The organism is Bradyrhizobium sp. 23AC (genome assembly GCF_054863025.1).
In genome coordinates this window covers 193,707-205,766 of record NZ_JAVAYN010000015.1, presented here as the reverse complement: position 1 = coordinate 205,766, position 12,060 = coordinate 193,707, and the positions used below count along the sequence as shown (strand labels likewise).

Below are 12,060 nucleotides of genomic sequence, written 5' to 3'. Positions count from 1 at the left end.
GCCATTTCGCCGCAGTTTTCCCTGACTCCGTCGACGAAGCCGGAAACTTACAGACGAGACGAAGCCTGGCAGCGCCGTCGTCCGCACGCGGTTACGGGCTCACAGGGACTACCCGCCCTGCCCGCACCTCTCATGCCGACGCTGCCGCGTCCACCGCAAGCCCGGCTCGCGATGCGTGACGACACATGATCGCCCCTCTTGGGTGAGCCGGGATGGGCGACACATACGCCGAAACCGAATTTCGGTAAAGTGGAATATTTTTGTGCGCATGGATTGACAGGGGGCGACACAGCAAGGTCCCGTAGCCCGGATGGAGCGACTTGTCCGCCATAGCTCGAAGACGCTCTAATCGGCGGCCGCCTGCGCCGGGGCGATTTTCCCGATCATCGTTTCGATTTCCGCCTTCACGAGCTCTGGCACGGCATTCTGCACCATGTGGCCGAGCTCGGGCAGCACGATCAGCTTCGCATGCGGCACCATGGCTGCGAACGGGCGCGCGTGGATGTTGGTCTTCACCGTCTTGTCGGGCTCGCCGGCGATGATCGTGACCGGCGCCGAGATCTCGCCATAGCGCGCGGCTTGCGCAGTCACCGCCTCCTTCAGTGTCACCAGATCATAGGCATTGGCGATGAACTCGCGCGGGCGCAGCAGCAGCGGCGTCGCGGAGTCCTGCACGAATCCATCCGGCATCATCTGCGGCAGGAACACGTTGCGCGCGCCGGGCTCGGCCAGAAAGTAGCCGAGCGGCAGGGTGATCGTGTAGGCGAGCAGCGGACCGATCACCGGCGTTGCGATGAACTCATTGTAACGGCCGACACCGCCGCGCCAGGGATGGGTGACGGGGGCGAGCATGACCAGGCCGGCGACGCGGCCGGGATGATCGAGCGCGATCCGCGCGCCGAGCGCGCCGCTCCAGGAATGCACGACGAAGACCGCGCGATCGATGCCAAGCTTGCCAAGCGCCTCATCGATCATCCGCGCCTGAATCTGCGGCGTGGAATCCTGGCGCCGCGCGCGCGTGCTCCAGCCATGGCCGGGACGGTCGACCAGGATGACGCGATGGTCTTTGGCGAGGAGGTCGCCGAGCGGGCGCCGCATCGCTTCGAGATTGGAGCTGGCGCCGTGCAGCATCACGATCGGCAGGCCGGCATCGCGCGGACCGATATCGACGACGTGAAGCGTCGCGCCGTCGACCTCGACCATCCCGCCCTGCGGCGGAAAGGCGCGCTGCACGGCGACGATTCCAGCCTGCGTGACCAGCGCCAGCAGAACCAGCGCCGTCACGACTGACATCACGATCATGGAGAGAATCCGGGTGATCCTGGGCACAGGGCAGTTACGGGCGTTACGGGTGGCAGTTTCGCTCCGCCGGCTCTCCGGATTTGCGCCGAAACTGCCGGGGCTGTGGATATGTGCATAATTGAAGAACGTGAAAACTCAATAGAATCAACAATATTCCAGGAGGACACGCAAGCCTTGGAACAGCTTCATGGGGCCGTCATCGCGGCCTCCATATAATCGCCATGGTCGGTTCCGCCATCTAGGCGCGGGTGGGCGCCGATCCTCCTCGCAGGCCCCAGGGCAACCTCAGGGGATGCGGGAAAGACCGGCAGGATTTGTCCTGATTTGAACCGGAGGATTTTCGATGAGCTTCAGATCGAACGACACTGCGATCGACGAGATCGTGGCGAGCTGCAACGGCGATCTGCGCGGTGCCCTGCGGGCGCTGCTGCTGATCAACGAGCACCTGGAATCGGAGCTTGCCAAGGCTTACGCCGCAGCCGCCGATCACGGCCTGGTCGAGCGCGGCGGCAACGCCCTGCATTAGATGCAGGCTAGTTAGCTCCGTCCTCGTCCTTTTCCTCGTCGGGCGTGGGCGCGGGACAGGCGCGGATCGTCGAACGGGCAAGCTTGGCATCGGCCCTCGACTTGTAGGGACCGTCGCCGAACCAGATATCGCCGACGATGACCGGATTGCTGGTCACGATGTTGCATTTCCCGGTGGCGCGGTTGCCGACCACCCAGAAAAGTCCGTCGGCGAGGCTCACCGTCCCCGACGCGAGCAGCAAGCTACCCGCAAAGATCAAACGCTTCATGGCTTTTGCTCCTGCCATGCAGGTAGGCCTGCGGCTGCGCCGGCAATAGTCCGCACGATGCCGCGCTTCCGATCGTGGTTAATCGGCGCAGGCAGCCATCACTCGGAAGATGATCAAACTATCCGCGTCCGGATCGTGCGCTAGATATCTCGTCCCTCGACCTTCTCGGTCAGCGCCTTGACCTGGTCGGGGATCTTTTCGAGGTGCGGATTGACGGCGAGCGCCTTGCGATAGGCCTCGAGCGCGCGCTTCTCGTCGCCGACCTCCTGCATGATCATGCCGAGGCCCGCGAGCGCGCCGAAATGGCGCGGCTCGCGGATCAGCACCTGCTGGATATCCGCGAGCGAACGGCCATAATCGTTCTGCATGTAATAGAGCGTGGCGCGCCGGTTCCAGGCCTCGATGTAGTCGGGCCTGAGCTTGATGACGGAATCCAGCAACTTGATCGCGACCTCGATCTTCTTGGCGTCGACCGCGGTCTTGGCGCGGGCCATCAACAGCGCCGCGGTGTCGCTCGGGGTCTGGAGCCAGATCGCCCAGATCCGCGCCTCGACATGCTTGGCGCTGACCTCGTCCGGCGCCGCCTTCAGCGCGCCGAACAGGAATTCGAGATTCTTGTTGCGATCGACCTTGGGCAGCTTGGCCGGCGCCTCGGGGAGCTTCTTCTGCTTGCCGGGTGGATCAACCTGCTGTGCCAGGGCCGGAGCAAGGCCGGAGGCTCCCAGCACAAGGGCCAGACACAAGGTGCGCGCGAAGAGGAATCTCACTGCCATGGTCAAAGTCTAAACGCGCAAAGCCGCCCTTGCAAAGCAGGGGCGGCGTCAAACTCGTGTGAGACCGTGGTCTTGCGGGGCGCGCTCAGGAGCCCTCGGCAGGGATCAGCCCTGACGAGCCTTGAAGCGGCGCTGCACCTTGTTGATCACATAGACCCGGCCCTTGCGGCGGACCAGGCGGTTGGCGCGATGGCGACCGCGCAGCGATTTCAGCGAGTTACGGACCTTCATGGCGGAATCCTGAACGTTCGAAAGGCCGTGTTCGGCACTACCGTTTCGGCACGCGCGAATGTGGCAAAATGAGATTTTTCCCGCCGGCGGACGACCGCCCGGGACGGGGCGGTTCTTAAGGCATGGCGGGAGGTCATGTCAATGTTAACTGGCCCGTTCCGAACCGGCAAATTCGCGAAAACAACCCCATGCACCGTCAAAGCGGCCGGATCGGCCCGATTTATCGCTGGGGAATCAGACCTTTCGACGACACCTTGCCAAATTCGTTATATCATATAATCAATTCGGCAACCCATCCGGAGGAAACCCATGCCGAAGCTGAAGCTGCCCAATATCGACGATGTCGTCGCCATCGACATCCACACCCACGCCGAGGAGCCCTGCGGCTGCCACCCTGACGATGGCTATGACGATTTCCAGGCGCAGATGGCGGAGTATTTCAAGTCGCCGAACAAGCATCCGCCGACAGTGCCGGAGACCGCGGCCTACTACCGCTCCAAGAACATCGCCGCGGTGATCTTCCCGGTCGACGCCGAGCGCGAGACCGGCTTCCGCCGCTACAACAATTACGAGATGATCGAGGCCGCCTCCGACCATCTCGACGTCCTCATCCCCTTCGTCTCGATCGACCCGCACAAGGGCAAGCTCGGCGCACGCGAGGCGCGCAAGCTGATCGAGGAATACGGCGTGCGCGGCTTCAAATTCCACCCGACCATGCAGGGCTTCTACGCCAACGACCGCATGGCCTATCCGCTCTACGAAGAGATCAACAATGGCGGCGCGGTCGCGCTATTCCACACCGGCCAGACCGGCGTCGGCTCGGGCATGCCCGGCGGCATGGGGATGCGGCTGAAATATTCCAACCCGATGTACATGGACGACGTCGCGGCTGATTTCCCCGACCTCAAGATCATCCTCGCCCACCCCTCCTTCCCCTGGCAGGAAGAGGCGCTGTCGGTCGCGACCCACAAGCCGAACGTTTACATCGACCTCTCCGGCTGGTCGCCAAAATACTTCCCGCCGATCCTGGTGCGCTACATCAACTCGATCCTGCAGGACAAGATGCTGTTCGGCTCCGACTGGCCGGTGATCACGCCGGACCGCTGGCTGTCGGACTTCGCCAAGATCGAGATCCGCGACGAGATCCGGCCGAAGGTGCTCAAGGCGAACGCGCGGAAGCTGCTGGGGATCTGAAGCGGGTGGGCCGTGGGTGGAATCGCCTGATGCGCCACGGGCTCGCTGCAACCTCTCCCGCGTGCGGGGGAGGTCGACGCGCTCGGCAGCGCACTTGCGCGCCTGAGCGCGGCGGGTGGGGGCTTTCTCCACACGATGACTTTCCCGATGCGGCGACACCCCCACCCCAGCCCTCCCCCGCAAGCGGGAGAGGGAGCGCACCGTCCCCCTGACACCTAGCGGAAGGCTTCCGACCTGAGGTTTCAGACCTGCGCCAGGCCTCCATCGACGAAGACCTCGCCGCCCGTCATGAAGCTGCTGTCCGAGGACGCCAGGAACGCGGCCACCGCTCCCGTCTCCGAGGGATCGCCGACGCGCCCGATGGGCGTGGCACTTCCGAGCGCATCGAACGCTTCCTCGCCGACGATCTCCAGTGCCAGCTCCGTCTTGGTCGGCCCGGGCGACAGCACATTGACGCGGATGCCGGTGCCGCGCAGGTCCAGCGCCCAGCTCCGCGCCAGATTGCGGATCGCGGCCTTGGTCGCGCTGTAGATGCTGAACTGCGGCGTCCCCATCACGCCCGTGCTCGACCCGGTCAGGATGATCGACGATCCCTTAGTCATCAGTGGCAGGGCCTTCTGTACCGTGAAGACCAGCCCCTTCACATTGACGTCGAAGATATGATCGTAATGCTCGACCGTGATCTCGCCGAGCGGGGCGAACAACCCGGTGCCGGCATTGGCGAAGAGAATGTCGAGCCCGCCTCGTTCTTTCTTCACCGTCTCATAGAGCCGGTCGAGATCGGCCGGATCCGTCACCGAGCCCCTGACGGCGCGCGCCGAGCATCCGAGCTTTGCCACGGCGGCGTCGAGCTGCTCCTGCCGCCGCCCGAAGATGTAGACGAACGCGCCTTCGTCGATGAACCGTTTCGCCGCTCCAAATCCGATGCCGGTTCCGCCGCCGGTCACCACTGCCGTCTTGCCTTGTAGTCTGCTCATGATGTGCTCCTTCACTGAGGTTGCACTGAGCTGGCGGCGTACCCACCTATCGACAAGTATGCACCTTTTTGGTAAGTACCCAAAAAATGTCAGACACGACTTTCCCGCCTGCACAGGCTCCAACACCGGTCCAGAGCTGCACGCCGACTTTGCCCGGCTTCACCTGCGGCCTGGATGCAACCTTGCGGGTCGTCGCCGGGAAGTGGAAGCCGCTGATCCTGTACTTCGTCGCCCAGGATGGCCCGACCCGCTACGGCGAGCTCCGGCGCGCCATCCGCGACGTCAGCGACAAGGTGCTGATCCAGCAGTTGAAGGAGCTGGAGGCCGACGGGCTCGTGAAGCGGACCGACTACAAGGAGGTGCCGCCACGGGTCGACTACAGCCTCACCCCGTTGGGTCACAGCCTTGCCCAGGCCCTCGTGCCGCTCTGCACGTGGGGCACGGAGCACATGGCAGAGGTCAGCCAGGTCTTCGCCGAGCGGGCGACCTGGAATGCAAAGAGACGGTAAGCCGGCCACTTCGATATGGTCCGCGCGCTTGCAACTGAGGCACGACCCGCGTCTCTGGCAACCACTGCACGACGTCCGCCAACAGGCGACGTCGACGCGTTCTGCGATCAGTTCACGCTTGCCAGATAGCCCGCAAGAATGGTCCGGCTCTGGCTGAGCGTCTCGATACGTTCGTCGATCATGCTGACTTGCTGGGCAAGTATTCTTCGCAGCTCGTTACACGGCGTGAAGGCCGGATCATTGTTCCGCACGCACGGAAGTAACCGCTGAATCGTGTCCAGCGTCATCCCGGCAGAGCCAAGCATCTTGATCCGCCGCACGGTCTGCTCTTCCTCCGGACCATAGTCGCGGTAACCGGAATCCGTCCGCTGCGGCGCGAGCAGCCCTTCGGCCTCGTAGTATCGCAACATTCGGACGCTGACCCCGGTCCTCCGGGAAAGTTCGCCAATCTTCATCCGAGACCTCTTGACCCTGACAGCGCTGTTAGACCTTACAGACTGTGCTCACCCACGTGAATGCACTTGAGAGGGAGCAACAATGAAAGCCTACCATTTGAACAGCCAAGCCGGGGCCGGCCGCCTCGTGCGAGCCGACATCAGCAAGCCCGAACCCGCCAATGGTGAAGTCCGCGTCAGGGTCGAAGCAGCAAGTCTGAACTACCGAGACCTTCTGATCCTCGACCGCGCAGGCCAAAACGAACTCAACGGCCGCGTACCGCTCTCCGACGGTGCGGGCGTCGTTGACGCCATCGGCTCCAACGTCGCGCAATGGCATGTCGGAGACCGCGTTGCCGCGTCGTTCTTTCGCGATTGGATCTCGGGTCCGTTCAAGTCCAATTATGTTTCGTCGTCCCTCGGTGGCAACACGATGGACGGAATGCTGGCCGAGTATGTCGTGCTGCCGGCAACGGCGCTCGTTCCCGTGCCAGCGCACCTGTCCTTGGTCGAAGCGGCGACCTTGCCCTGTGCCGGCGTCACGGCATGGCACGGCCAATTGTGATCTCATCCTCGGATGAGAAGCTCGCCCGGACCAGGACACTGGGCGGCTCGATCCTCATCAACTATCGCGACACGCCCGACTGGGACGCAGCTCTCATGAAGGCCACCGGTGGCGAAGGTGTCAGTCACATTCTCGAGCTCGGCGGTCCCGGCACCTATGACCGGTCGCTGCGATCCGTCGCTTCGGGCGGCAAGATCGTTCAGATTGGCGTTTTGACCGGGTTCGGCCCGAAACCAGACCTCGCCCGCCTGCAATGGGAGAATGCAGACATCATCGGGGTCACCGTGGGATCGGTCGAACATTTCACCGCGATGAATCGCTTCCTGAGCGAACATGCAATTCACCCGATCGTCGATCGAATCTACGGCTTCGAGGAAGTCCCTGAAGCCTATGCTTACCTGCGAAGCGGCTTACATTTCGGCAAGGTCGTCGTGACGCTTTAGCTTGTTGGATCGATACCGCGTCGCCGGATATAGTCCCAACGCCGACGTCGATCAGCCTTTTTGAACGGCGGCTGCCGCCTTGCGAATGACGTCGATCACAATTTCGGGCCGGGAGAGCATCGGCACGTGGCTGCTCGCCACCTCCGTGACCGTCGCGCCCATGCGCTTCGAGACCCAGCGTTGCAAGTCGGGATGCACGGTGTGGTCTTCAGTAGCCAGGATGTACCAGCTCGGCTTCAATCTCCACGCGACCTTGCCAGCGCTAAGCTTCTGCTGCTGGAACAGATCGGCGACGGGCGCATAGTGGGTGGCCCATACCAGTTTCTGCTCAGCCTCGGAAAGGTCGCCGGCGAAAAACTCGGTGCCGTTCGGCAGCATCCAGGCACGACCGTCTGCGACCTCGACACGTGAGAAAATGTCCGACGGGAATTTGTTGAGCTGGTCTTGCACGGTCTCGCCCGCATCGGGCGCAACCGCTGCGATGTAGACGAGGCCAACCACGCGATCATCGGTGCCGGCGCCCGTGATGGTCGCTCCGCCATAGGAATGGCCGACGAGGAGGACCGGGCTGCCAACGCGGTTGAGCGTGCGCTTCACCGTCGCAAGGTCTTCTTCATAGGAGTCCAAACCATATTGGACGGCAATGACCTCGTGGCCATCCGCCTGCAACGCAGGAATGACCTTGCTGAAGCACGAGCCATCAGCCCAGATACCGTGACAAAAGACGATTGTTGGCTTCGATGTGGTGGACATGGGCACTCCTTAGGAGGCGCGATTGCAGCCCGAATTTCTGTCGAAGGATGCAGCTGCGTCTTTCGAAATCACCCGAATCGAACAGGGGAGACGCCTTGAACGGCGCCTCCCTCGCGGGCGAACCGTGATTTATTTCGACTGACCGCCTTCGACAGCCGCAGCAGCCTTGCGAATGACGTCGATGACGAGGTCAGGCTGCGAGAGCATGGTGACATGGCTGCTGTCGGTCTCGACGGTGATCGCATTCATGCGCTTCGCCAGAAAACGCTGAAGATCGGGATGCACGGTCTGGTCCTTGCGGGCGAGGATGTACCAGCTCGGCTTGGACTTCCAGGCGACTTCATCAAGATTTTGCTGCTCGAGCAGGTCGGCGGCCGGCGGGTAATGGGTCGCCCACACCAGCTTCTGCTCCTGCTCAGGAAGGTCTCCCGCGAAGTACTTGACGCCTTCCGGCTTGATCCAGACGCGTCCGCCTGCGACCTCGATCTGGGAGAAGATTTCGGTCGGGTATTTGTTGAGCTGGCTCTGCACGGTCTCCTGGACATCCGGGACGACCGCGGCGATGTAAACGAGGCCGGCGACGCGCTCGTCGGTTCCGGCGCCCGTGATGGTGGCTCCGCCATAGGAGTGACCAACCAGTATGGCCGGGCTGTTAACCCGACCCAGCGTGCGTTTCACGGTGGCGATGTCATCCGGGTAGTTGTTGAGCCCGTATTGAACAGCGATCACTTCGTGACCATCGGCCTGCAAAGCGGGGATGACCTTGCTGAAGCAGGAGCCATCGGCCCAGAGGCCGTGACAGAACACGATGCTAGGCTTGGAGGTTGTCGACATTCTTCCTTGTCCCTTGGTGGTTTGAAACTGCGCGAAGCTAAATCCCCCTTCTGTTGATGACTAAGACCTTGTACGCTCGGAGCTATGCCTCAAAGATATACGAGGGCGAATTGGAACTTCGGCATTTGCGCTATTTCGTTGCCGTGGCGGAGGAAGGCAGTTTTTTGACTGCTGCCCAGCGGCGGCTGAACACATCGCAGCCGTCTTTGAGTCGACAGATTCGCGATCTGGAAAACGAAGTTGGCGTACGGCTATTGGAGCGCCAGGCCCGCGGCGTGACGCTGACAGCCGCAGGAAGAGTGTTTCTCGATCACGCTCGGCTGGCGCTCTTGCAAGTCGAGGCGGCGACTGATGGTGCCCGGCGGACGGCCGAACCGCGACGACCCGCGCTTTCCATGGGATTTTTGGTTGGATTGGAGGTCATGTGGCTACCCCATCTGTTGCGGATCCTCCGCGAGGAAGCACCCGAGGTCGAAGTCACGCTCTGCACTCAATCCTCCCCGGAACTCACGCTCGCGTTGATGCGAGGAAAGTTGGATGTCGCCTTCCTTCGACCTGAGAAAGAGAGCGCGGGTCTAATCTTCAAGATGCTGGCGAAGGAGCCCTTGATTGCTGTGCTTCCGGCTGACCATCGTTTGGCCTCTCGCAAAAGGATTCGGCCGCAAGATCTCGCCCGGGAAATTTACGTCAGTTCGGCAAGAACCTCTCCGGTGCTGCAAGCCGCCATTGATGATTATGCATCCAGGATTGGGATCACGCTCAAGGCAAAGTACGAAGGCGAGAATATATCGTCGGCGATGTCGCTCGTAGCGTCCACAGGCGGAATTAGTCTTGTTCCCCTCTATGCGCAGAATATGCTGGCACCCAACGTTGTTGCCAGAGCGCTCGAGGGAGGAACGCCAACGGTCGATTTAGCCCTGGGGTTCAATCAGACAAATTCCTCCCCGTTGCTCCAACGGCTTTTGTCTCGCGCAGATGAATTGATCGCAAGCGTTCAGAATCAGAGCATCATCCGCTATGCCGAAGTTCAATAATTGGCAGTCGGTAGGATGGGTTGAGCTCATGCGCACTCACGAAGCCGAGTCCCTGCGCCCACACCGATCCTGGAAGGACAGCCCATGAGCCACAAAGCCGTCGTCTTCGACGCCTACGGAACGCTCTACGACATCCAGTCGGTCGCTGAGATCACCGAGGATGCGTTTCCCGGCTATGGCGAGATCATCACGCAGGTCTGGCGCATCAAGCAGCTCGAATACACCTGGCTGCGCTCGCTGATGCGGCGCTACCAGGATTTTGCCGCGGTCACCCGCGACTCGCTCGCCTATACGCTGCGCGTGCTCGGGCTGGCCTATGAGAGCGAGACCTTCGAGCGGGTGATCGAGAAATATCTGCATCTCGACCTCTATCCGGACGCGACAAGCGCGCTTGCAGCGCTCAAGCCGCGAAAGCTTGCCATCCTCTCCAACGGCAGCCCGGACATGCTGAATGCGCTGGTGCGCAACACCAAGCTCGATCGTCTGCTCGATGCCACCATCAGCGTCGATGCCAAGAAGATCTTCAAGCCGAGTCCGGAGGCCTACATGCTGATCGGGGAAGTGCTCGGCACCGCACCGAGCGAGACCCTGTTCGTGTCCTCCAACCCCTGGGACGTGGCGGGCGCGAAAGCGTTCGGGCTGAATGTCGCCTGGATCGAGCGGGTGACGCCGGAGGCGATGGCGCTGGCTTGCGTCGAGAACGAACTCGTGGCACCGCTGACCATGTTCAAGGCGATCCGCACCCAGATGGACGAGCTTGGCATTGTGCCGGACCACCGCGTCCGCGCGCTCTCCGAGCTGCCAGGGATCGCCTAGGCATCGCCGCCCGCCCGTAAGTCTGACATGAGCTGCCCGGAATGAGCCTGGAATCCGTTCGCGCCTTTTTCGCCGAGAAAGCCCCCGACATCTCCGTCATGGAATCCCCGATCAGCTCGGCCACGGTGCCGCTGGCCGCCGAAGCCTATGGCGTCGAGCCCGGAATGATCGCCAAGACGCTGAGCTTGCGCGTCGGCGAACGCGTGATCCTGATCGTGGCCGCCGGCACCTCGCGCATGGACAACAAGAAGGTCAAGGCACAGTTCGGCGGCAAGCCGAAGATGCTGGGGCTGGAGGAGGTCGCCGACATCACCGGACACGAGGTCGGCGGCGTCTGCCCGTTCGGCCTGAAGTCGCCGCTGCCGATCTATTGCGACGTGTCGCTGAAGGCATTCGACGTCGTGGTCCCGGCCGCGGGCTCGACCCACAGCGCAGTGCGCATCACGCCCGACCGGATGGCCGAGCTGACCGCCGCCGAATGGGTCGACGTCTGCGAGGTCAGGCCGTAAGGCGGCCCGGATATGATCCCTGGTGCATTTGCCGATCAGGGAGGCTAGCATGGCGCCGATGACCGACGACAAGGTGAAACGACGACTGACCACCGTGCTGTGCGCTGACGTGTACGGCTATTCTCGTCTCATGGAAGCAGACGAGACCGGAACGCTGGAGACGCTCCGCCGCTACCGCACCGCCATCGCGCGATTGGTCGAGCGCCGTGACGGCCGCATCGTGAATACCTGGGGCGATGCCGTGATCGCCGAGTTCGCCAGCGTCGTCGAAGCCGTGCAATGCGCGGTCGAGATTCAGCAGGAAATCTCCAGTCAGGCCGCGGACGCGCCGCAGGCGAGCCCGATGCGGTTTCGCATCGGCATCAACCTCGGCGATGTGATGGTGGACGGCTCCGACATCTATGGCGACGGGGTCAATATCGCATCACGGCTGCAAGAGCTCGCTGAGCCCGGCGGCGTCGTGATCTCGAGCTCCGTCTACGACCAGGTGCACAACAAATTATCCGTTGGCTTCGACTGTCTCGGCCAGCGTCCGATGAAGAACATTGCTCCCTTGACCAGCTATCGGCTGACCCTGGGTGGCCAAACGGCGATGCCGGGAGGCGTCCCGATCGAGGCAAGCGCAGCTGTCTCAGAGCGAGCGCGTGCGCCGCGGATTGACGACAGGCGCGAACCCTCTTTGTCCACGAATATCGTCTCGGACTGGCTCGCAAAGCTGCCCCGCCCGCTGGCAGCGGCCCTCACGGTGTCGGCCTTCCTGATTCTGATCAATCTTTTCACCGGCAATAAGATCTGGTTCCATTGGCCGGTCGCAGCCATTCTCTTCGGTGTCGTCCTGCGGATGGTGCTTGGACAACGACCTGAATCGGACAGCAAGACCGAGCGCTGAACG

At 62.4% G+C, this 12,060-nt stretch carries 15 protein-coding genes and 1 pseudogene; 8 read left to right on the top strand and 8 right to left on the bottom strand.

The features are described 5' to 3' along the window. Positions 1-345 precede the first annotated feature (345 nt). Entirely contained in the window at positions 346-1,302 is a 957-nt protein-coding gene (locus RAD10_RS29300; protein WP_461620228.1) for an alpha/beta fold hydrolase, read from the bottom strand. 343 nt (positions 1,303-1,645) lie between these two features. Here RAD10_RS29300 and RAD10_RS29295 point away from each other — a divergent pair, with 343 nt between their 5' ends. Beyond that, positions 1,646-1,828, top strand: coding sequence for a hypothetical protein (locus RAD10_RS29295; protein WP_461620227.1), 183 nt, complete (start codon positions 1,646-1,648; stop codon positions 1,826-1,828). Between the two features lie 7 nt (positions 1,829-1,835). Here the strand turns inward: RAD10_RS29295 and RAD10_RS29290 are convergent, their stop codons facing one another. The 3 genes from RAD10_RS29290 to ykgO form a co-directional block, all read right to left on the bottom strand. Beyond that, positions 1,836-2,096, bottom strand: a complete 261-nt coding sequence (locus RAD10_RS29290; protein ID WP_461620226.1) for a hypothetical protein — start codon at positions 2,094-2,096, stop codon at positions 1,836-1,838. Between the two features lie 140 nt (positions 2,097-2,236). Then, complete coding sequence (locus tag RAD10_RS29285; protein WP_461620225.1) at positions 2,237-2,869, bottom strand: tetratricopeptide repeat protein; 633 nt, start codon at positions 2,867-2,869, stop codon at positions 2,237-2,239. Between the two features lie 105 nt (positions 2,870-2,974). Next, a complete protein-coding gene (gene ykgO, locus RAD10_RS29280; protein ID WP_006611362.1) occupies positions 2,975-3,100 on the bottom strand; it encodes a type B 50S ribosomal protein L36 in 126 nt (41 codons plus the stop codon). Positions 3,101-3,409: 309 nt separating this feature from the next. Between ykgO and RAD10_RS29275 the strand changes: the two genes are divergently transcribed. Continuing rightward, positions 3,410-4,294, top strand: a complete 885-nt coding sequence (locus RAD10_RS29275; protein WP_018321552.1) for a 4-hydroxyphenyl-beta-ketoacyl-CoA hydrolase — start codon at positions 3,410-3,412, stop codon at positions 4,292-4,294. Positions 4,295-4,536: 242 nt separating this feature from the next. Here RAD10_RS29275 and RAD10_RS29270 read toward each other — a convergent pair whose 3' ends face one another. Then, on the bottom strand, positions 4,537-5,271 hold the full coding sequence (locus RAD10_RS29270; protein ID WP_461620224.1) for an SDR family NAD(P)-dependent oxidoreductase: 735 nt from the start codon (positions 5,269-5,271) through the stop codon (positions 4,537-4,539). An 86-nt stretch (positions 5,272-5,357) separates the two neighbouring features. Between RAD10_RS29270 and RAD10_RS29265 the strand changes: the two genes are divergently transcribed. After that, positions 5,358-5,780, top strand: coding sequence for a winged helix-turn-helix transcriptional regulator (locus RAD10_RS29265; RefSeq protein ID WP_461620223.1), 423 nt, complete (start codon positions 5,358-5,360; stop codon positions 5,778-5,780). Between the two features lie 107 nt (positions 5,781-5,887). On the opposite strand, the gene RAD10_RS29260 is transcribed toward RAD10_RS29265, so the two are convergent. Then, positions 5,888-6,235, bottom strand: coding sequence for a MerR family transcriptional regulator (locus RAD10_RS29260; RefSeq protein ID WP_461620222.1), 348 nt, complete (start codon positions 6,233-6,235; stop codon positions 5,888-5,890). A gap of 82 nt (positions 6,236-6,317) precedes the next feature. Here RAD10_RS29260 and RAD10_RS29255 point away from each other — a divergent pair. Further along, positions 6,318-7,222: pseudogene (locus RAD10_RS29255) on the top strand (zinc-dependent alcohol dehydrogenase family protein). A 51-nt stretch (positions 7,223-7,273) separates the two neighbouring features. On the opposite strand, the gene RAD10_RS29250 reads toward RAD10_RS29255, so the two are convergent. Both RAD10_RS29250 and RAD10_RS29245 read right to left on the bottom strand, forming a co-directional pair. Beyond that, on the bottom strand, positions 7,274-7,975 hold the full coding sequence (locus tag RAD10_RS29250) for an alpha/beta fold hydrolase (protein ID WP_461620221.1): 702 nt from the start codon (positions 7,973-7,975) through the stop codon (positions 7,274-7,276). 129 nt (positions 7,976-8,104) lie between these two features. Next, entirely contained in the window at positions 8,105-8,809 is a 705-nt protein-coding gene (locus RAD10_RS29245) for an alpha/beta fold hydrolase (protein WP_461620220.1), read from the bottom strand. 110 nt (positions 8,810-8,919) lie between these two features. On the opposite strand from RAD10_RS29245, the gene RAD10_RS29240 reads away from it, so the two are divergent. The 4 genes from RAD10_RS29240 to RAD10_RS29225 all read left to right on the top strand — a co-directional run bounded on the left by RAD10_RS29240 (position 8,920) and on the right by RAD10_RS29225 (position 12,057). Beyond that, positions 8,920-9,843: a LysR family transcriptional regulator gene (locus RAD10_RS29240; protein WP_461620219.1), complete on the top strand. Its 924-nt coding sequence runs from the start codon at positions 8,920-8,922 to the stop codon at positions 9,841-9,843. 84 nt (positions 9,844-9,927) lie between these two features. Next, positions 9,928-10,659 carry a haloacid dehalogenase type II gene (locus RAD10_RS29235; RefSeq protein ID WP_461620218.1) on the top strand — a complete coding sequence of 244 codons (732 nt, stop codon included), beginning with the start codon at positions 9,928-9,930 and terminating at the stop codon, positions 10,657-10,659. Between the two features lie 41 nt (positions 10,660-10,700). After that, positions 10,701-11,168, top strand: coding sequence for a YbaK/EbsC family protein (locus RAD10_RS29230; protein ID WP_461620217.1), 468 nt, complete (start codon positions 10,701-10,703; stop codon positions 11,166-11,168). 58 nt (positions 11,169-11,226) lie between these two features. Then, positions 11,227-12,057 carry an adenylate/guanylate cyclase domain-containing protein gene (locus RAD10_RS29225; RefSeq protein WP_461620232.1) on the top strand — a complete coding sequence of 277 codons (831 nt, stop codon included), beginning with the start codon at positions 11,227-11,229 and terminating at the stop codon, positions 12,055-12,057. Positions 12,058-12,060: the final 3 nt, after the last annotated feature.